The organism is Pseudomonas anguilliseptica (genome assembly GCF_900105355.1).
Classification (GTDB): domain Bacteria; phylum Pseudomonadota; class Gammaproteobacteria; order Pseudomonadales; family Pseudomonadaceae; genus Aquipseudomonas; species Aquipseudomonas anguilliseptica.
Genome location: NZ_FNSC01000001.1, coordinates 1,424,712 through 1,444,317, shown reverse-complemented (window position 1 = coordinate 1,444,317; position 19,606 = coordinate 1,424,712). Strand labels below are relative to the sequence as shown.

Sequence of the window (19,606 nt, the reverse complement as noted above, 5' to 3'; positions counted from 1 at the left end):
ATGCAGGCTGCGACTCGGGAGGACGTCTGGTTGATGTTGTCCGATCTGTGGCTGGATACCGAGCTGGATCAGCGCTGGCTGGCAGGGATTGCTGATGTATTGCGGCGTAGTGGCTTGAGCAGGGCGCAGCTGGAGGCAGTCTTGTTGTATGAAGTGGCCCCTGTGGTCTGGCTCAATCACTGGAACTTTACTGGGGTGTGGGGCTGTTTCGATTCGCAGTGGTTGCTCGCCGGTTGCCGGCGCAACCAGCAGCGTGGGCGTTGGCATCGCTACAAATGCCGGCTGTTGCGCTGGCCAATGACCTACGGTTGCCAGAGTGAATGGCAGCAGATTCTCGGGTACTTGGCCGAGCCACCTGCGGGCGGTACGACTTAGCGCTTTGGCAGTGCGCCTGTGGTGAGTGAGGCGGTGTTTTCAGTGGCGCGGGCTGCTGTCGTCGGGCAAATGACGCTGGCTGCGCCACTGCTCCATTTCAATCACCTGGGCACTGTCTGCCGGCGGTTCGCGGAAGGGGTGGGCCGCCAGTTCGATACGCCCCACTTGCTTGCCGAACATGACGATGCTGCCGGCGTGGCGCTGCTCACCGGTGACCGTGAATTCGAAGCCATACACTCGCGCCAGGCGCTTGCGTCCGCGCGCATCGGGCAACAGGGCGAGCCGGCGCAGGGCAACATTGCCATCGAGCAACTCCACATCGGCCTTGGCGCAGTGCTGCTGCACCAGGGTCAACGCGCGCTCACGCAGACCATGGGCATGCCACAGCCAGGCGCACGCGGTGGCGAACAGCATCAGCAGAAATACATCGAAGAGGTCGATCATGGCGGCTCCGGCGGCAGAGTGCAGAGCTTAACCGATTGCCGCACAGTTCTTGGCGCTGGACTTGTCGCCGTTAAGCAGTTGCTTTAGCGTCCGCGCACGCCAACCCGAGAAGGAATTTCCCATGCAGTGTCCTGCCTGCCGTACCACCCCGTTGCAACCCACCAAGCTGGATGACGGCCTGCTGGCCCACGGCTGCCCACAGTGCTCCGGCGCTCTGGTGGCCTTGTTGTATTACCGTGATTGGGCTGAGCGTCAGCCGCAGAACGATGAGCCGCAGGCGCAGGTTGCCGTCGAGGCGGCCAGCGAGAGCCAGCAGGCCCTGAGCTGCCCAAAATGCGCCAAATTGATGAGCAAATTCCAGATCAGCGGCACCCACGGCAACCGCCTGGATGTGTGCAGCAGCTGTGATGAGGCCTGGCTGGATAACGGCGAATGGCAGCTGCTCAAGGCGCTGGAGCTCAGCCACAAGATGCCGAGCATCTTCACCGAGGCCTGGCAGCGCAAGGTACGCCAGCAAGCCTCCGAGGAGGCGCGTCGGCAGCGCTTCACCCGCCTGGTCGGCGATGAAGCCATTGCCCGCGCGGACGATATTCGCAGCTGGCTGAAGGACCACCCGCAGCGGCGCGAGCTGCTGTTCTATATCGGTCACGAGTGACCGTCATTCCTCTGGAGCAATACGGTTACGCCCCTGCGCTTTGGCGTTGTACAGCTGGGTGTCGGCGCGCTGTAGCAGCTGTTGCAGGCTGTCGCCGGGGCGGGCGCAGCTCAGGCCGATGCTGACGGTGACCTGCAGCGGGCCTTGAGCGGTGTCGAGGGGTTGCGCGTGCAGGTTGCCGCGCAGGCGTTCCAGGCGCTGTTGCGCGGCGTTGAGGTCGCTGTCGGGCAGGATGATGACGAATTCCTCACCACCAAAGCGGGCGAACAGGTCGGTGCTGCGCGCCTGCTGGCGGCACAGTTCGCTGAATGCCACCAGCACCTGATCGCCGACGGCATGGCCGTACTGATCATTGACCCGTTTGAAGTGGTCGAAGTCGAGCATCGCCAAGCACAGCGGTGTGCCTTGGCGCTGGCTGCGCTGCAGTTCGTGTTCGGCGCGCTGCTGGAAGGCGCGGCGGTTGAGCGCGTTGGTCAGCGGGTCGGTGGTGGCGAGCTGGCGCAGCTGTTTTTCCAGGGTCTTGCGCTGGCTGACATCGCGGATTTCGGCAACCTGCTGCTGGGCTTCGGCCAGGCGCGCGATGCTCAACTCAGCGGCGAACGGCTGGCTGTCAGCGCGTTGGGCAAGGAGGTCGTGGGGACGGCCGTCGGCCTGTTGCAGCAGGTCGCTGAGCGGCTGTTGGCTGCTGCTGTCGAATAGCCGCGATAGCGGTTGGCCGAGCAGTTGTTCACGGGTTTGCGCAAACAGCTGTTCCAGCTTGGGGTTGCTGTCGATGATGCGTTCGCCGTCGAGCACCATCACTCCGGCGTTGCTCACGCTCATCAGACGTTCAAAGCGCTCGGCGTTGGCGGCCGCCTGCTGGGCGTTGCGCTGGCTGTCGGCGAGGATGCGGCGCATGGTCAGCAGCACCAGGCCGACCAGGGCCATAAGCCACAGGGGAATGCCGAAGTTGTAGGGCAGCAGGTAGCTTACCGAGCGCGTGACGTCGTCATGGACGATGCCTTGCAGGCCATCGTGCAGGCCAATCACGCCGCGCAGCAGGGTGATCAGGGCATAACCCAACAAGGCGATGGCGACAAACTGGCAGACACCGCGCAGTTCCACCTCGCTGGGTGCACGCCATAGCGCCCAGCAGGCCTGCAGCGGCAGTAGGCCGCCAATGGCAGCGTACAGGGCGATAAGGTATTCCGAGTTGATGGGGCTTAGCCACCAGTGCCAGCTCAGGACCAGGCTCATCAGCCCGGCGCTGGCGGGGACGGTCCACCAGGGCAGTGGCTGGCCGAGAAAGCGGAACACACCGAGCAGGATGAGCGCCTCTCCGGCCAGTTGCAGGGCATTGCCGAGAATATTCAGCAATTTGCTGCCACTGACCATAAAGCCCATAAACAGCAGGATGCCGATGATCAGGGTCCAGCTGCCCAGCATCCACAGGCCGGGGCCCCGGTAGGGGCGGGAGAAATACCAGAGCCCACTGCAGGCTATGGCGCTCGCCAGCATCAGGTTCAGACCCAGCAGCATGGGGGAAAAATACAGGCTTTCCATGGCCTTACTCGGTGTTATGCGCAGGGCGCGATTGTGCCGGGGACGTGTGTGGTTGTCTGCTCGCTCAGCTTTTTTCTTCGTTCAGCGCCTGGTAACGCTGTTGCAGTTCGTGGCGGATCTGTCGACGCTGCAGGGCCTGGCGCTGGCGGCGTTCAGCGTCGGCGGTGGCAGGCTCGAGGGCGGGAATCGGCGCGGGTTTACCGTGCTCATCCACGGCCACCATGGTGAAGAAGCAGCTGTTGGTGTGGCGCACGGAGCGTTCGCGGATATTTTCCGTGATCACCTTGATGCCGACTTCCATTGAGGTGCGTCCGGAGTAATTGACCGAGGCGAGAAAGGTCACCAACTCGCCGACGTGGATCGGTTCGCGGAAGATCACCTGGTCCACTGACAGGGTCACCACGTAGCAGCCGGCATAGCGGCTGGCGCAGGCATAGGCGACTTCATCGAGGTATTTGAGCAGGGTGCCGCCGTGGACATTGCCGGAGAAATTGGCCATGTCCGGGTTCCATAGCGGGCTCTGTGCGGGGATTTGCCCAACCATAGCAGCTGGCGTGTGCCGTTGGCTGCGTTTAAGGCAGCTTGGCGCTGCGTTAGGGCAGGTTGAACTGCTGGCGCAGCTGGCTTAACTGCGCGGCTTCCTCAAGCAGAAAACGGTCAAAGCGTTTGATCAGTTCGGCGTGTTTGTAGCTGCTCAGGTGGAAGCTGGTGTTGACCTGGGGTAACTGTGGGTCGAGCTGCACGTGTGCGGCGTCGAGGCCCAGTTGGCGCAACTGGTGCTGCACCACCTGTGGGTTGACGTAGATGGCATCCATGCGGTTGCGCTCGAGCATGCGGATCAGGCTGTGAATATCCTGAACTTCCACCAGTTCAACGCCGCCCTTGGCCAGGACAGGCTGCCAGGCCTCGGCGGTAAAGCCACGGACGATGCCCAGGCGTTTGACCACAGCCAGGCCCTTGCCCAGTCGCTCAGGGCGGACCAGGGTGGCGTCGACAACCTGCACCACCGGCTGGCTGTAATACAGCGTCTGGCCATCGCGGGCTTCGCGCGGCCAGGCTGGGTTGTCGGGGAACAGCAGGTCGAGGTTCTGCTCGCTGAGCAAATTGCGGTACAGGCGGTTGACCGGTTGCGGGCGCAGTTCCAGCTCAAGGCCTTCGCGCTTGGCAAAGGCTTGCAGCAGGGCGATGCAGTAGCCATCGAAGCCCTGACCCTCTACCGCGCTGTAATAGGGGTAGTAGTCGTGATTCTCCAAGCCCACGCGCAACGGTTCGGCCGTTGCGAGTGCGCTGTACAGCCAGCAGGCCAGGATAATGCAGAGGCGCATGGGCCACTCCAGGGTGCTCCGAATCTGTACAGCGTAGCTGGTGGCACTTCAGCCCTCAGGCGTGGGTCAGGTACCAGCGCCAGTCCTGCTCGCCGACTTCGCCGACGAACTGGCGGAACTCTTCCCACTTGATCGCCAGGAAGATCTTCAGGAAGTCCTCGCCCAGCGCCTCCTTGGCCCAGGCCGACTGTTCCAGGTTACGCAGCGCAGTCAGCCAGTCGGTCGGCAGGGTTTCGCGAGCCTGCTCGTAACCGTTGCCGATGATCTCATCGCCCGGATCGATCTGCTCGCGAATGCCCTTGTGGATACCAGCCAGGATCGCCGCGGCGGCCAGGTAGGGGTTGGCATCGGCGCCGCAGATGCGGTGCTCCACATGGCGGCTCTTGGCCGGGCCGCCGGGTACGCGGAACGACACGGTGCGGTTGTTGACGCCCCAGCTCTTGGCCAGCGGCGCGTAGCTGTTGGCCTGGAAGCGCCGGTAGGAGTTGGCGTTGGGGCAGAAGATCGCCAGCGCGTCGTTGAGCGTGGCCATCATGCCGCCGATGGCGTGTCTTAGGAGCGTGCCGGGCCCGCCTTCAAGGTCAGAAAGTTCCGAGGCCATCAGGTTGTTGCCCTGCTCGTCGGCCAGGCTGACGTGCATATGCAGGCCACTGCCGGCCTGATCGCCGAACGGCTTGGCCATAAAGCAGGCAATGAGGCCATGCTTGTTGGCCACGCCCTTGACCAGGCGCTTGTAGCGGATGCCTTCATCGACGGCCTGCAGCGCGTCGAAGCGGTGCTCCAGGGTCAGCTCCAGCTGGCCGGGGGCGTACTCGGAAATCGCCGTGCGCACCTGCAGGCCCTGGGCCTCGCAGGCGCTATACAGGTCGTCGAGGAAGGCCTGCTGCTGCTCCAGCTCCAGCACGCCGTACACCTGCGGCGCCTGCGGGCGCACGCCATTGCCCTGCAGCACCGGTTGCGGGCGGCCATTGGCGTCGCGCTGTTTATCCAGCAGGTAGAACTCCAACTCCACCGCCATTACCGGGTGGTAGCCGTCTGCTTTCAGCCGGTCGATGGCACGGGCAAGCACATGACGCGGATCACCGGGGCTGGCCGGCATGCCCTGGGTCGGGTGCATGCTCACCTGCAACTGGCCGGTGGGCGTGGCGCGCCATGGCTGCAGGGTCAGGCTGCCGGGCAGCGGGTAGGTCCAGCAGTCGGCATCGGCGACTTCCCAGACCAGGCCGCTGGCCTCGACGTCCTCGCCCTGGATGGTCAGCGAGAGGATGGAACTGGGCAGCGGGCGGCCGTTCTCGAAGATCGCCAGCAGTTCGTCGCGGTGCAACAGCTTGCCGCGCGGGATGCCGTTGGCGTCGATCAGCATCAGCTCGATCAGGCGCACTTCGGGGTGGACGGCGAGGAAGTCGCGGGCTTCCTGGGGATGGGCGAATTGCATGGTGGTGTCTCACCTAGTGGGCACGCTGTGCCCTGGGCGTAGGGTGGATGGCGCTTTATCCATCCACCGGGGTCTTGAATGTCGGTATGGCCTGTTGGTGGATGAAAAGAGCGTCATCCACCCTACGGGTCACTCGCGGGCGCCGGGGATGGCCAGCAGCTCGCTGATGGCCTGGTCGAGCATGCTGATCAGCTTGTCCACATCGGCCTCGGTGGTGCTCGGGCAGCACAGGGTCATGTTGTGAAACGGGGTGATCAGGATGCCGCGGTTGATCAGGTACAGGTGGATGGCCCTCTGCAGCTCATCGTGGAAGGCGGCTTCGGCTTCGGCTTCGGCGCCGGTCTTCGGCGACACCGGGCAGAACTGGAACTCGCTGCGCGCGCCCAGTTCGGTGACCGACCACTTGAGGTCGTGCTTGTTGATCAGGCTACGGAAGCCGTCGGCCAGGCGCTTGGCCAGCGGCAGCATGTGCGCGTACGCGGCCGGGGTCATCACCTGTTCCAGGTTGGCGCGCATGCAGTGCATGGCCAGGGCATTGGCCGACAGGGTGGTGCCCATGCCGCTATGGCCGTGGCCATGGCTGTTCTCGCTGACGCGTTGGCGCGCGGCGGTCATCGCTTCGGCCATCTCGGCGCTGCAGCCGAAGATGCCGCAGGGCACGCCGCCGGCGATTGGCTTGCCGACCACGAAGAAGTCCGGGTCGAGGTTCCACAGCTTGGTGCAGCCGCCGATGTCGGTGGAAATGGTGTGGGTCTCATCGATGATCAGCAGGCTGCCGTACTTGCGCGTCAGCTCGCGGCACTTCTGCATAAAGCCCGGCTCGGGCAGGACCATGCCGATGTTGGTCATCGCCGGCTCGCAGAGCAGGGCGCAGACGTCGCCCTGGGCCAGTGCCGCTTCCAGCGCCGCGACATCGTTGAACGGGATTGAGCGGCTGTACTGGGTCAGGTCATAGGCCTGGCCGACCAGCCCGGAGCGCGGCACGGTTTCGCCGTCGCGGTAGCGCACCATCACGTCGTCAACGGTGCCGTGGTAGCAGCCGTCGAACACCAGCAGGGTCTTGCGCTGGGTGATCTCGCGCGCCCAGCGCAGTACGTAGCGATTCGAATCTGTTGCCGTGGCAGTGACCTGCCAGAACGGCAGGCCGAAGTGCGCGGCCAGCAACTCGCCGCAGACCACGGCGTCTTCGCCCGGCAGCATGGTGGACAGGCCGTTGTTGCCCTGCTCACTGATGGCCTTGGCGATCGGGTCCGGCGAGTGGCCGAACATGGTGCCGGTGTCGCCCAGGCAGAAGTCGATGTATTCGTGGCCGTCGACATCATAGAAGCGCGCGCCCTTGGCGCGTTCGACGAACAGCGGCACCGGGGTCGACCAGTCGGCCATCCAGTGCATCGGTACGCCGCCGTATAGGGAGTTGCGTGCGCGTTCGGCCAGGGCCACGGATTTGGGGTTGCGGGCGATAAAACGCTCGCGTTCGCGCTGGGTGAAGGCTTCTACGGCGGATGGGCTGATACCACTGGCAGTCATGTTGAACACCTCGTTCGAATATCTGCACATGCTATTTTGTGATCACAAAAAAACTCAAGAATTGGTTTTTTAAGGCTTTATTGCTAGATTAGCGCCATATTTGTGATCACAGGATGTTGCGCAATGGTCTTCCAACAGCACGTTGCATTGATCAGCGGTGCGGGCAGTGAATCCGGTATCGGCCTGGCCATTGCCCGCCGCCTGGGTCGTGCCGGCGCGCGGGTGTTGCTGACTGCCAGCAGTGCGCGGGTTGAGCAACGGGTTGCCGAATTGTGTGCCGAAGGTATTCAAGCACGTGGCCGTGCAGCTGACCTGACCGATGAGCAGCAGGTCGGCGAATTGCTCGACTGGGCGCAGGCGCAGTGGGGGCAGATCGATATTCTGGTGAACAACGCCGGCATGGCCATGCAAGGCAGCCCCGAACCGTTCGCCGAACTGGCGGACATGGATTTGATGACGTGGAACCTGTCCATCGCGCGCAACCTCGGTACGGCGTTTCTGCTCACTCACGCGGTGCTGCCGGGCATGCGGGCGCGGGGTTACGGGCGCATCGTCAATATCAGCTCGACCACCGGCACCCGCGGCAGCAACCCCGGCGAGGCGGCCTACAGTGCAGCCAAGGCCGGTATGCTCGGCCTGAGCATGGGCCTGGCGCTGGAAGTGGCCAAGCAGGGCATCACGGTCAACAGCGTGGCGCCGGGTTGGATTGCTACGAGTTCGAATACCGAAGAAGAGCGCCATGCGGCGCAATACACGCCGATGCGTCGCGCCGGGCGGCCAGAAGAAGTGGCTGCCGCCGTGGTCTTTCTCGCGTCGCCCGAGGCTAGCTATATCACTGGTGAAGTGCTGGTAGTGGATGGTGGCAACTGTCTTATTGAAAACAAGGCCCCCTGAGCGTTTCTGCGTCGGTCAGGCGTTGTTGCAGGAAGGCTCGAAAATGCTCATTGACTGCAGTCAACTCCGCTTTTCAAGCCTCCCTGCGCCTAGCCTGCCTCTAGCAGAACCACTCAGGTCAATTTCTAAACATCGGAGAATTACATGCGCAACTGCTCGCTGACCCTCGCTCAACTTCCGGCACCACCGGCGTGTGGGTGATTGACCATGGCCGACAATCTGCAGGAACAGCTCTACCAACGTATTCGTGAAAGCCTGCTGGCGGGGCGCTTCCAGCCCGGCGAGCGTTTGAAAATTCGTGATCTGGCGGCCGAATGGGGCACCAGTCCGATGCCGGTGCGCGCCGCTCTGCAGCGCCTGGTGGCCGAGGGCGCGCTGGAAGGCGAGCCGCAGCGCTCGGTGCGCGTACCGCCGATGACCCGCGAGCGTTATCAGAATATCTATCAGGTGCGTTTGGGCCTTGAAGGCCTGGCCGTGGAGCTGGCCACGCCGCGCCTGACGCCGGCCAACCTGGTCGAGTTGCGCGAATGCGTGGCGCGTATGGATCAAGCCATCGAGCAGCGCCAGGTACAGGCTTATTTGGACGCCAACAGCCAGTTCCACCTGCACCTCTACAGCGCCTGCGGTAACCCGGTGTTGCTGCGCAGCATCGAATCGCTGTGGCTGCAGGTCGGGCCGTTCTTCAACCGGCTGTTCACCGACGCCGATTTGTCGCTGCGCCTCAACGACTTCCACGAGGATGCTTTTGCCGCCATCGAGGCCGGTGACGCCAAGGCTGCGCGGCAGGCCATGGAGCAGGACCTGACCTACTTCGCGCGTTTTCTTCTCAACTTGCTCGATCTGGAACCAGGCCAGCGTTGACGAGCTGGCAGCGAGTGGGCCGGCAACTACACTGGGGTGATTCTGACCCTGCAGTTCAAGGACTCTCTCGATTCTGGATTACGGCAGCAAGCGCTTTCTGATTGTCGACGACTTCTCCGATTTCCGTAGTTCGGTCAAAGCCATGTTGCGCGACCTCGGTGTGCGCGATGTGGACACCGCCGACCGCGGCGAAGAAACCCTGACGCTGTGCCGCAACAAGCGCTACGACATCATCCTGCATGACTACAACCTGGGCGGCGGCAAGAACGGTCAGCAGGTGCTGGAAGAACTGATCGCCGGCAAGCTGATCAGCCACCAGTGCATCTTCGTCATGGTCACCGCCGAAAGCAGCCAGGCCATGGTGCTTAGCGCCCTGGAGCACGAGCCCGATGCCTACCTGACCAAACCGTTCAACCGCGCCAGCCTCGACCAGCGCCTGGACAAGCTGGCCGAGCGCAAGAACGCCCTCAAGGGCATTCTCCAGGGCCTCGACAAGCAAGACTCGGCTGCTGTGCTGACGGCTTGTAACGAGCTGAGCCAGCAGGACAAACGCTACCTGCCGCTGTGCCAGCGTTACAAGGCCGGTGCCCTGCGCGAGCTGGGGCGTAACGATGAACTGGAGCAGTTGCTCAATGGCGTGCTGGCCGAGCGGCCGCTACCCTGGGCGCAGATTGCGCTGGCCAGTCTGCTGCACAAGCGCGGCGAGTTGAGCCGCGCGCAGACCCTCTATGAAAAGGGTTTGCAGCTGTTCCCGATGATGCCGGCACTGTATGACGGCCTGGCCGCCGTGCTGTTGGCCCAGGGTGAGAGCCAGCGCGCCCAGCAAGCCCTGGAAGATGCCGTGAAGCTCGCGCCGCTGGCGATCCGCCGGCAGATGCAACTGGGCAAGCTGGCCCTGGATAACCAGGACTATGACAGCGCTGGCAAGGCCTACCGCCAAGCCATGGAACAGGGCCGCACCTCCAAGTTCAAAAGCCCGGAGAATTACCTCGGCCTGGCCCAGGCGATCACCGCCCAGGCCGGTGATGGCGCGCTCGACAAGCGTCTGCAGATCGAGGTCAACCAGGCCCTCGGCGAGTTGGACAAGACCTACGCCAATGACCCCAAGGATGGTCTGAAAAAGACTTCCTGATTTTGGCAAAATATCCGCACTCCACCCGCCGAGTTTTCCGATGAAGCAGATGACCTTCGCCGACGCCGAGTACGCCGGCAAGCGCAAGCAGACCCGCAAAGAATTGTTCCTGATCGAGATGGATCGGGTAGTGCCATGGAAAGGGTTGATCGCTTTGATCGAGCCGCATTATCCAAAGGGTGAAGGCGGCCGACCGTCCTATCCGCTGATGGCGATGCTGCGAGTGCATCTGATGCAAAACTGGTTCGGTTACAGCGATCCGGCGATGGAAGAGGCGCTGTACGAGACCACCATCCTACGCCAGTTTGCCGGGCTGACTCTGGAGCGCATTCCTGACGAAACCACCATCCTCAACTTCCGCCGCTTGCTGGAAAAACACGAACTGGCTGCCGGCATCCTGGCCGTGATCAATGGCTACCTGGGTGACCGTGGTTTGTCGCTGCGCCAAGGCACCATCGTCGATGCCACGCTGATCAACGCGCCGAGTTCAACCAAGAACAAGAACGGTAAGCGTGACCCTGAGATGCACTCAACCAAGAAAGGCAATCAGTATTACTTCGGCATGAAGGCGCACATCGGGGTGGATGACGAGTCTGGCTTGGTGCACAGCGTGGTGGGTACTGCCGCCAACGTGGCGGATGTCACCCAGGTCGATAAGCTGCTGCACGGCGAGGAAAACATGGTGGGGGCCGATGCCGGATATACCGGTGTCGAGAAGCGCCCCGAGCATGAGGGCCGTCAAGTGATCTGGCAGGTTGCAGCACGGCGTAGCACTTACAAGAAACTCGGTAAGCGCAGCGCGCTGTACAAAGCCAAGCGCAAAATCGAGAAGGCCAAGGCCCAAGTGCGAGCCAAGGTCGAGCATCCGTTTCGGGTGATCAAGCGTCAGTTCGGTTATGTGAAGACGCGCTTCCGTGGCCTGGTCAAAAACACGGCGCAACTGGTGACTTTATTCGCGCTGTCAAATCTGTGGATGGCGCGCCGACATTTACTGACGAATGCAGGAGAGGTGCGCCCGTAATGCTGGAAATGGCTGCCGCGAGGTGCTCGCGGCGGCTAAAAACACAGAAATGAGCCGGTAATCTGATCGTTTTTGATCGATTTATCACTTTCGAAATCAGCAGAGGCTGACGTCAGCCAGAAATGCATGGCTACTTCAGAGGATCCCCAATGTGCAGGTGCGTTCACGCCTGGCCCTGGCCAGCAGCCTGAGTAAATCCGGGGAACCCAAGCGCGCCGCGCAACTGGCCGCCGAAGCCGCCGCCGCGATGGAAAAGCTGCCGCAACTGTTTGCCGCCGATACCGCCCTCAGCGTCGCCAGTCAGTTGCGCGCGCTGGGCCAGACGGAGGCCAGTGATGCGCTGTTGAAAAGCTGTGTCGAGGTCTACGGCGACGATCCCCAGGTGATGCAGGGCGTGGCTCGGCAGACCGACAACGCCGACATTCTCTCCGGCGGCAAAGAGGCCGTTGAACTCAACCGCCAGGGCGTACGCTGCTACCAGCAGAAGCAGTTCGGCGAGGCGCTCAGGCTGTTCCGTCAGGCCTTTGCCCTGCAGCCGAAAAACATCAGCATCGCCCTCAATACCGCGCAATCACTGCTGCAATCGGCGGGTGGCGAAATGTCGCCGGCCCTGCTGGACGAATGTCGATGCTGTCTGGAAGTGGTCAGCCAGATACCCGAGACCGATGCCCGGCATGCGCGCTACCTGCAGCTGCAGCGGCGGGCGTCCGGCCAATGAGTGATTCCCCAGGCGGGCTGGATTTCTCCACGGTGATCGCTTCCACCGTGCGCGACATGAAAAACTCTCTGGCCATGCTGACCCGCGCCCATGCGCAGTGGCAGGCGCAGCTTCCGCCGGAGCAGCAACAGGCCAGCGAGCAGGGGGTGATCGAGTACGAGTTTGCCCGCCTCAACGGCATGCTGGTGCAGCTGCTCGGCCTGTATAAGCTCGGCGTCAACCAGCTGCCCATGCGCCCCGGTTATCACGAGCTTGAGGATTTTCTCCAGGCGCAGCTGGCGCGGCATTTCGAGGTGCTGCAAAGCCGGCAGATCAGCGCCCGTTGCGAGGTGGAAAGCTTCGATCTGATGGGTTTCTTCGATGAAGAACTGCTCGGCTCGGTGGTCGCCAATATCATCACCAACTCCATCCGCTACGCCCACAGTGCCTTGCTGATCCGGGCCTGGGAGGAAGGCGGCCAGCTGGTGCTGGCGATCTGCGACGACGGCCAGGGCTACCCGCAGGAGATGCTCAACCAGCAATCCAACTACGTCCTCGGCCTCAAGCACAGCACCGGCAGCACCGGCCTGGGCCTGTACTTCGCCGGCCGCATCGCCGAGCTGCATGAGCGCAATGGCGTGCGCGGCCATATCGAGCTGGCCAACGGCGCGCCGCTGGGTGGCGGGGTGTTTCGGATTTATCTGCCCTGAAGCGACTGCGGCCCTGCGTCGTGCTTAACGCCGCAGGGCCGCATTGCAGGTCGTAAAAAGTTCTTAGCTTTCCAGCCAGACGTCACGCACCCAGTGCCAGACCGATTCCCAGCTTTCGTCTTCGTTGATTTCGGTGGTGTCTGCTTCCCACAGCAACACGGTGCCGTCCTCTTCGACCACGTAGTAGTTGCCGTGGTCTTCGCACAGCGGCACGAATTCGCGTGGCACGCCGAGAGACCAGGCGGTGGCGGCGACTTCGGGCAGGTAAGTGTGTGATTGCGGGTCGCTGGCAGTCACCGGCTCCAGACGGCCGTAAACCACGTCGCTGACCTGTAGGAGGAATTCGCGCAGGCTGTAGGGCAGGTGGATCAGGACCTGCTCCTGAATCTCCACCAGGGTTTCTTCTTCCGGCAACTCCAGCGGGACGGGCACCGGCTCGTTGAGTTCGCGCAACTGTTCGATGACTTCTTCCACGGTGTCTGCCTCATTTATTACGGGGTATACGGGAGTGTCTTATACCCTAGACGGGTCTAAGCAAAAAGCTGGCACAGTGCTATTGTGCAGATGAGCAGTGCGTCAATTTTTGAACGTCATAAGTTGGTCGGGTCATGAACAGTCAAACGCAAGAGTCCGAAGACGGTGCACTCAGCGAGGAAGAGCGGTTACAGCTGCTGACTACCGCTGGCAAGCGCAACCGCCTGTTTATCCTGGCGCTGGCCGGGGTACTGGGTAGCCTGATGCTGGTTTCGGTCGGGCTGAATATTCATCGCGCGTTCAGTGCCGGCGACGATCCGCGTATTCAGGCCTTGGAGAAGCAGATCCTGCGGCTTGAGAAGCAACTGGCGGTGCAGCAGACCGCGCTGGGCAATCAAGAGGAACTGCTGGCCAGTCAACAGGCATCACAACTGACGGGAATGTTCGAGCGCGCGGAGAACCCGGACAGATCGCTGAAGTGAGCAAAGTGCTGCAGGCTCAGGAGCGTGATTACCAGCAGGTAATGCAGGGCCTGAAGGTCGGTATGCGTGACCTGGCCAATATGCTGCCAGGCTCGCGCAGCTGGCTGGCGCATTACGAAGAAGCGATTGATCGTGCTCAGCTCAACAGCCGCAAACGCAGTGAAGATATCCAGGCCTGGAGCGACAAGGCCCAGCAGCCTGCCCCGGCGGCCAAGCCGCCAGGTAAGAGCGTCAACTAGCCCATGTGGTAGAAGGCCAGCTTGTTGCCATCCAGATCGCGGAAGTAAGCGCCGTAGAAGCCTGGTATGCGTTCGCCAGGTTTGCCTTCACAGCTTGCGCCCAGCTCAATGGCCTTGGCGTAGAGTTTGTCCACTCCTTCGCGTGAGCCGCCGGGCAGGGCGATCATCTGGCCATTGCCTGGGGTAGGCGCTTGCTTGTCATAGGGCAGGCAGACGGCAAACATCGGCTGACCCTTGGCGATGCCGTAAAAGGCGATGCGGCCCATATCCATGACCATCTTGGCGCCCAGTTCAGCCAGCAAGGGGGTGTAGAAAGCCTTGGCTTTTTCCATGTCAGTGGTGCCAACCGTGGTGTATCCGATCATTGCACAGTCCTCGCGTTGGGTAGGTTCGAGCGGTTCAGATTGCACTTTGAATGGCGCGCGCGCCAGTCCATACATGTGCTGAATGATGGATAAAGAAAACCCGGGGCTTGCCCGGGTTTTTTATTGCAGCAGGTATTAACCGTTCTGGCGGATACCGGCAACCAGCCATGGCTGGTTGTCACCGACGGCACGTTCCAGGCGCCAGCTTTCGCTGAACACTTCGCCCTGGTCAAAGCGCGAGGTCTTGGCCACGCCGGTAAAGGTCAGGGTAGCGACGGTCTTGTCGCTGAGATCGTCAACGCCATCGAGTTGCACATCAAGGTTGTCAACGTAGGTGGACTGGAAGCCATCGCCCAGCTCGGCACGTTCACGGCTGAGGAATTCCAGCAGCTGCGGGGTGACGAACTCGCCGATCTTGTCCATCTCGTTGGCATCCCAGTGCTGTTGCAGGCTGAGGAAGTGCTCGCGACCGGCGTTGACAAAGTTCTGCTCGTTGAACCAGGCCGGAGCGTTGATCACTGGCTTGATTGCGGCTGCGGCGCTGCTGCCGCCGAAGATCGAGGCTGGAGCCGTTGGCATTTCACGCTGCATCGGCGCGCCGTTGGCCGTCGCCGGGCTGGCTTGCTGACGACGAGCGGCGAGGAAGCGGAACAGCAGGAAGGCGATCAGGCCGAAGATCAGCATGTCCATGATCTGCAGGCCTTCAAAGCCGTCACCCATAAACATCGAGGCCAGCAGACCACCGGCGGCCAGACCGGCCAATGGGCCCAACCATTTCGATGCACCGCTGGCTGCGGCAGGTTGACGACCGGCGGCCGCCGGGGCTGCGGATTGCTGAGCCGGCGCCTGGCGAGCCTGGTGGCTTGGCGCAGAACCGAAGGATTTGCTGCCGCCCAGACGTTTGGCTTCGGCGTCGAAACTCATGGTGGTCAGTCCCAGGCTGAGGAACATGGCCAGGGCGATGCTAAGGAAACGCTGCATGGTTAGCTGTCTCTTGGTGATTGGATCTACGCGCGGCATCTTGCCCGGCGTGATCGTCGCTGGCTAGGCCTAGAATGTTTCGGGCTTTTGCCTTCTGGTCTTTCTCCGATCAGCTGCGCGTCGGCCCTGCCGCGTTAAAAACAGGCTCGAAATGCTCATGTACAAAAGTACACTCCGCTTCCTCGCCTGTTTTTGCCTTGCAGGACTCTAGCTCGCAAGATCTTAAATAGGTTCTCTGGACGGACAGCGTCGTTGGGCTTCGCTGCGCTCAGCGCCAACCGACCTGCCTGGAGATGTACTACTGGCGCAGTAGCACCAGCAGCGGCCCACAGCGTAACTGCCGGCGCAGCAGGGCGCGGAAGTCGGCGGGGTCTTGCTCGGGGTGGCGTAGCCAGTGGATAAAGCAGCGCAGGTAGACGCCGGTGAGCAGGCTTTCCTCGGCGATGCGGCACAGGTGCAGGGTTTCCCGCTGCGCTGCTTCGCGCCACCACTGCACGGTGCGGCTGATGCGCAGCAGGCCGCCAATCTGCAGGTGGATATGTCCCGGTTCGAGCTTGTACAACAGCATCTGCCCGCTGACTGCGCGGTGCGCGGCCAGGCTGTCGAGCCAGGCAATCAGCAGCTCCTCCAGGCGTTTGGCCGGCTCCAGTGTCAGCAGGTCGGCGTCAGTGCCGCGCGCCAGTAGCGCCTGGTCGGCGCGGTCGAACCAGGCTTCGACCAGTTGATCCTTCTCGCGGTAATGCGCGGCGATGGCGTCCAGGCCCACACCCAGATCGGCAGCCACATCGAACAGGTGCAGGCGCTCCCAGCCGCAGACATCGGCCAGTTGCAGGGCGCTATCGAGAATCTGTGCTGCAGAGACAGTTGCGCGTTTCATCGGCTCACCTCGCCAAGCAGTATGGGCGGCGAGTGCGGCAGGGCCGGCCTGAAACGACAAACGGAACCCGAAGGTTCCGCTTGTGGTGGTTGCTGTCGGCTGTCAGCGCCAGTTGTACAACTCTTTCTCCGACAGCTGGTGCATCTGGCTGACCTGGGCCTGGAAGGCCTGCATCGAGGCCCAGATGCGCTCGTTCAGCTCGCTTTGCGCGGCCAATTCGCCGAGTACCACTTCAGACTCGCGCTGCATGGCAGCGAGCACTTCGTCGGGGAAGCGCTTGAGTAAGGTGCCTTGCTGCTTGAGCTGATCCAGGGCCATGGCGTTGTGGTAGACGTAGTCGTCGAGCATGTCCTGGTTGGCGGCGCGGGTGGCCTCTGTGAGGATGGCTTGCAGGTCGGCCGGCAGGCTGTCGAGGGCTTTCTGGTTGATCAGCAACTCCAACACGGCCTGTGGCTCTTGCCAGCCGGGGTAGTAATAGAACTTGGCAGCTTTGTGCAAGCCGAAGGCTAGGTCGTTATAAGGGCTGACCCAGTCGGTGGCGTCGATGGCGCTGGTTTGCAGGGCGGTGAAGATCTCGCCGCCTGGCAGGTTGACGGTGGTCGCACCAAGTTTGCTCAGCACTTCGCCGCCCAGGCCTGGCATGCGGATTTTCAGACCCTTGAGGTCATCCAGCGAGTTGATTTCCTTGTTGTACCAGCCGCCCATCTGCATACCGGTATTGCCTACCGCCCGCGGCTTTACGCCGAACGGTGCATAGGCTTCCTCCCACAGCGCCTGACCACCGCCCTTGCTCAGCCAGGCATTCATTTCGCTGGTGGACAGGCCGAACGGCACGGCGGTGAAGAACTGCGCCGCCGGCACCTTGCCCTTCCAGTAATAGGCGGCGCCGTGACCCAGCTCGGCAGTGCCGCGTGACACGGCGTCAAACACCTCCAGCGGCGGCACCAGCTCGCCACCGGCATACACCTTGATGGTCAGGCGGCCGTTGCTCATGGTCTTGACCCGCTCGGCCAAACGCTCGGCGGCGGTGCCCAGGCCAGGAAAATTCTTTGGCCAGGCGGTGACCATTTTCCACTGATAGCTTTCTGCGGCAGGCGTTGGTGCTTGCGGTTCGGCAGGCTCTTCCTTGCAACCGCTCAGGCCGATGGCGGCGAGCAGGGCGCTGGCAAGCAGCAGGGGGCGGCGGATCATGGCGGCTCCTTATTGTTTGAATAGATTGTCGATTACAGCGCCTGCAGCTTGGCATAGCTGAGCATCAGCCATTTGCTGCCTTCGCTCTCGAAATTCACCTGCACCCGCGCCTGGGCGCCGGAGCCTTCGAAGTTGAGGATGGTGCCTTCGCCGAACAGCGAATGCTGCACACGCTGGCCGAGGCTGAAGCCGGTGTCCGGTACGGCGCTGCCGGCGAACAGACTGCCACCGCTCATGCTATTGCCGCCCATATTGCGGCTGACCGCGCCGAACGGCCGGCTGACGCTATTGGACAGGCGCACTTCCTGAATCAGCTGCGGCGGAATCTCGCGGACGAAGCGCGACACCTTGTTGTAGGTCTCGTTGCCATACAGACGTCGGGTTTCGGCGTAGGTGATCACCAGCTTGCTCATGGCGCGGGTGATACCGACGTAGGCCAGGCGGCGCTCCTCTTCTAAACGGCCGGGTTCTTCCAGGCTCATCTTGTGTGGGAACAGGCCTTCTTCCATGCCCACCAGAAATACCTGGGGAAATTCCAGGCCCTTGGCGCTGTGCAGAGTCATCAGCTGCACGCTGTCCTCGTTTTCCGCGGCCTGGGTGTCGCCGGCTTCCAGTGAGGCGTGGGTCAGAAAGGCCTGCAGCGGGCTGAGTTCATCGTCTTCGTTGTTCTCGAAGGTGCGCGCGGCGCTGACCAGTTCCTCAAGGTTCTCGATGCGAGCCTGGGCTTTTTCGCCTTTTTCGGCCTTGTGATAGGCGATCAGCCCGCTCTGCTCGATCACCGTCTGGGTCATCAGGTGCAGCGGCATGCTCAGCGCCTTGGCCGCTAGGTTTTCGATCAGTTCGATAAACCCGGCCAGCGCGCTCGACGCGCGGCCTGGCAGGGCCTTGGCGGCGACCATCAGGCGAATCGCTTCCCACATCGACACATCATGGGCGCGGGCGTATTCGCGGAGGGTCTCGACACTCTTCTCACCGATACCGCGCGCCGGCACGTTGATCACCCGCTCCAGCGCCGCGTCGTTGCCGCGGCCGTCGAGCAGGCGCAGGTAGGCCATGGCGTTCTTGATTTCCGCGCGTTCAAAGAAGCGCTGGCCGCCGTAGATACGGTAGGGGATCTTCTCGCGCAGCAGGGCTTCTTCCAGCACCCGCGACTGGGCGTTGGAGCGATACAGGATGGCGATTTCGCTGCGCTTGAGGCCGTCCTTGCGCAGGGCGTCCTCGATCGACTCCACGACATAACGCGCTTCGTCGTGCTCGTTGAACGCCGAGTACAGGTTGATAGGCTCGCCGTCGCCGTCTTCGGTCCACAGTTCCTTGCCCAGACGCCCCTGGTTATTGGCGATCAGCGCGTTGGCGGCCTTGAGGATACCGGCGGTGGAGCGGTAGTTCTGCTCCAGGCGGATCACTTCGGCGTCGGCAAAGTCATCGGAGAATTGTTGGATGTTCTCGATCTTCGCCCCGCGCCAGCCGTAGATCGACTGATCGTCGTCACCGACTACCATCAGGCTGTCGCCGCCCTTGGCGAGCAGGCGCAGCCAGGCGTATTGCACGGCGTTGGTGTCCTGGAATTCGTCGACCAGGATATGCCGGAAACGCCGTTGGTAATGCTCCAGCAGGCCTGGTTTGTCCCGCCACAGATCCAGCGCTCGCAGCAGCAGCTCGGAGAAGTCGATCACCCCGGCGCGGGCGCAGGCGGCTTCGTAGGCTTCGTAGATCTTCAGCATGGTGGCGAGGAACAGGTCGCCGCCGGGCTGGATGTTCTTCGGCCGCAGGCCTTCATCCTTCTGCCCGTTGATAAACCACTGCGCCTGTTTCGGCGGCCAGCGTTGTTCGTCCAGGCCGAGGTCGCGGATCACCCGTTTGACGATGCGCTGCTGATCGTCGGAATCAAGAATCTGGAAGTTCTCGGCCAGGCCGGCTTCCTGCCAGTGCGCGCGCAGCAGGCGGTGGGCCAGGCCGTGGAAGGTGCCCACCCACATGCCGGCCGGGTTATGGCCGAGCATCTGCTCGATGCGGTGGCGCATCTCGGCGGCGGCCTTGTTGGTAAAGGTCACCGATAGAATGCTGTGCGGCGAGGCATTCTCGATCTGGATCAACCAGGCGATACGGTGCACCAGCACGCGGGTTTTACCAGAGCCAGCACCGGCCAGCACCAGTTGGCGGCCCACGCGCGCGGCGACGGCCTGGCGCTGGGCATCGTTAAGAGAGGCAATCAGGAGTTCAGGGTCATTTTGCATCGCGGCATTCTAGGGGGCTGCGCCAGGCAGGGCAAACCAGGGGGTTAGTGGACGACTGGTGAGTCAGCTCAGCAGCGTAGACGGGCTGTGGCCGCGCTCACCGAAAGTTGGGTATTTGTACTGTGAATTAGCGCACGTCTGG

At 62.4% G+C, this 19,606-nt stretch carries 21 protein-coding genes and 1 pseudogene; 10 read left to right on the top strand and 12 right to left on the bottom strand.

The window, feature by feature from the left end; all coding sequences use genetic code 11:
• On the top strand, positions 1-375 hold the full coding sequence (locus BLW24_RS07070; protein WP_090378471.1) for a DUF7079 family protein: 375 nt from the start codon (positions 1-3) through the stop codon (positions 373-375).
• 39 nt (positions 376-414) lie between these two features.
• Here BLW24_RS07070 and BLW24_RS07065 read toward each other — a convergent pair whose 3' ends face one another.
• Positions 415-819: a DUF3301 domain-containing protein gene (locus tag BLW24_RS07065; protein WP_090378467.1), complete on the bottom strand. Its 405-nt coding sequence runs from the start codon at positions 817-819 to the stop codon at positions 415-417.
• 121 nt (positions 820-940) lie between these two features.
• Between BLW24_RS07065 and BLW24_RS07060 the strand changes: the two genes are divergently transcribed.
• A complete protein-coding gene (locus BLW24_RS07060) occupies positions 941-1,474 on the top strand; it encodes a zf-TFIIB domain-containing protein (protein ID WP_090378465.1) in 534 nt (177 codons plus the stop codon).
• A gap of 3 nt (positions 1,475-1,477) precedes the next feature.
• Here the strand turns inward: BLW24_RS07060 and BLW24_RS07055 are convergent, their stop codons facing one another.
• The 5 genes from BLW24_RS07055 to BLW24_RS07035 all read right to left on the bottom strand — a co-directional run bounded on the left by BLW24_RS07055 (position 1,478) and on the right by BLW24_RS07035 (position 7,303).
• Positions 1,478-3,016, bottom strand: a complete 1,539-nt coding sequence (locus BLW24_RS07055) for a sensor domain-containing diguanylate cyclase (RefSeq protein ID WP_090378462.1) — start codon at positions 3,014-3,016, stop codon at positions 1,478-1,480.
• A 64-nt stretch (positions 3,017-3,080) separates the two neighbouring features.
• Positions 3,081-3,560, bottom strand: a complete 480-nt coding sequence (locus BLW24_RS07050; RefSeq protein ID WP_090378460.1) for an acyl-CoA thioesterase — start codon at positions 3,558-3,560, stop codon at positions 3,081-3,083.
• Between the two features lie 49 nt (positions 3,561-3,609).
• Positions 3,610-4,341 carry a substrate-binding periplasmic protein gene (locus BLW24_RS07045; protein ID WP_090378457.1) on the bottom strand — a complete coding sequence of 244 codons (732 nt, stop codon included), beginning with the start codon at positions 4,339-4,341 and terminating at the stop codon, positions 3,610-3,612.
• Between the two features lie 55 nt (positions 4,342-4,396).
• Complete coding sequence (locus tag BLW24_RS07040; protein ID WP_090378454.1) at positions 4,397-5,776, bottom strand: glutamine synthetase family protein; 1,380 nt, start codon at positions 5,774-5,776, stop codon at positions 4,397-4,399.
• A gap of 129 nt (positions 5,777-5,905) precedes the next feature.
• Positions 5,906-7,303 (bottom strand): aspartate aminotransferase family protein, encoded by a 1,398-nt coding sequence (locus BLW24_RS07035; protein WP_090387647.1) that lies wholly within the window; start codon positions 7,301-7,303, stop codon positions 5,906-5,908.
• Between the two features lie 123 nt (positions 7,304-7,426).
• On the opposite strand from BLW24_RS07035, the gene BLW24_RS07030 reads away from it, so the two are divergent.
• The 6 genes and pseudogenes from BLW24_RS07030 to BLW24_RS07005 all read left to right on the top strand — a co-directional run bounded on the left by BLW24_RS07030 (position 7,427) and on the right by BLW24_RS07005 (position 12,618).
• Positions 7,427-8,197, top strand: a complete 771-nt coding sequence (locus BLW24_RS07030; protein WP_090378450.1) for an SDR family NAD(P)-dependent oxidoreductase — start codon at positions 7,427-7,429, stop codon at positions 8,195-8,197.
• Positions 8,198-8,404: 207 nt separating this feature from the next.
• Positions 8,405-9,058: a GntR family transcriptional regulator gene (locus tag BLW24_RS07025; RefSeq protein ID WP_090378447.1), complete on the top strand. Its 654-nt coding sequence runs from the start codon at positions 8,405-8,407 to the stop codon at positions 9,056-9,058.
• A 70-nt stretch (positions 9,059-9,128) separates the two neighbouring features.
• Positions 9,129-10,160, top strand: a pseudogene (locus tag BLW24_RS07020) (response regulator); the annotation flags it as partial.
• 70 nt (positions 10,161-10,230) lie between these two features.
• Complete coding sequence (locus BLW24_RS07015) at positions 10,231-11,211, top strand: IS5 family transposase (protein ID WP_090375326.1); 981 nt, start codon at positions 10,231-10,233, stop codon at positions 11,209-11,211.
• Positions 11,212-11,362: 151 nt separating this feature from the next.
• On the top strand, positions 11,363-11,929 hold the full coding sequence (locus BLW24_RS07010; protein WP_090378441.1) for a tetratricopeptide repeat protein: 567 nt from the start codon (positions 11,363-11,365) through the stop codon (positions 11,927-11,929).
• Complete coding sequence (locus BLW24_RS07005; RefSeq protein ID WP_090378438.1) at positions 11,926-12,618, top strand: sensor histidine kinase; 693 nt, start codon at positions 11,926-11,928, stop codon at positions 12,616-12,618. The genes BLW24_RS07010 and BLW24_RS07005 overlap by 4 nt, the downstream gene beginning before the upstream one ends.
• A gap of 63 nt (positions 12,619-12,681) precedes the next feature.
• On the opposite strand, the gene BLW24_RS07000 is transcribed toward BLW24_RS07005, so the two are convergent.
• On the bottom strand, positions 12,682-13,092 hold the full coding sequence (locus BLW24_RS07000) for an SMI1/KNR4 family protein (RefSeq protein ID WP_090378435.1): 411 nt from the start codon (positions 13,090-13,092) through the stop codon (positions 12,682-12,684).
• 134 nt (positions 13,093-13,226) lie between these two features.
• On the opposite strand from BLW24_RS07000, the gene BLW24_RS06995 reads away from it, so the two are divergent.
• Both BLW24_RS06995 and BLW24_RS06990 read left to right on the top strand, forming a co-directional pair.
• Positions 13,227-13,574, top strand: a complete 348-nt coding sequence (locus BLW24_RS06995) for a hypothetical protein (RefSeq protein WP_090378432.1) — start codon at positions 13,227-13,229, stop codon at positions 13,572-13,574.
• Positions 13,571-13,813 carry a hypothetical protein gene (locus BLW24_RS06990; RefSeq protein ID WP_090378429.1) on the top strand — a complete coding sequence of 81 codons (243 nt, stop codon included), beginning with the start codon at positions 13,571-13,573 and terminating at the stop codon, positions 13,811-13,813. The genes BLW24_RS06995 and BLW24_RS06990 overlap by 4 nt, the downstream gene beginning before the upstream one ends.
• Here BLW24_RS06990 and BLW24_RS06985 read toward each other — a convergent pair.
• The 5 genes from BLW24_RS06985 to uvrD form a co-directional block, all read right to left on the bottom strand.
• Positions 13,810-14,178 (bottom strand): VOC family protein, encoded by a 369-nt coding sequence (locus BLW24_RS06985; protein ID WP_090387646.1) that lies wholly within the window; start codon positions 14,176-14,178, stop codon positions 13,810-13,812. The two genes, BLW24_RS06990 and BLW24_RS06985, sit on opposite strands and share 4 nt — an antisense overlap.
• A gap of 135 nt (positions 14,179-14,313) precedes the next feature.
• Entirely contained in the window at positions 14,314-15,159 is an 846-nt protein-coding gene (locus BLW24_RS06980; protein WP_090378426.1) for a Tim44 domain-containing protein, read from the bottom strand.
• Positions 15,160-15,457: 298 nt separating this feature from the next.
• A complete protein-coding gene (locus BLW24_RS06975) occupies positions 15,458-16,036 on the bottom strand; it encodes a TetR family transcriptional regulator (protein WP_090378423.1) in 579 nt (192 codons plus the stop codon).
• 102 nt (positions 16,037-16,138) lie between these two features.
• On the bottom strand, positions 16,139-17,227 hold the full coding sequence (locus tag BLW24_RS06970; RefSeq protein ID WP_090378420.1) for a TRAP transporter substrate-binding protein: 1,089 nt from the start codon (positions 17,225-17,227) through the stop codon (positions 16,139-16,141).
• A 32-nt stretch (positions 17,228-17,259) separates the two neighbouring features.
• Positions 17,260-19,464, bottom strand: coding sequence for a DNA helicase II (gene uvrD / locus BLW24_RS06965; protein WP_090378417.1), 2,205 nt, complete (start codon positions 19,462-19,464; stop codon positions 17,260-17,262).
• Positions 19,465-19,606 lie beyond the last annotated feature (142 nt).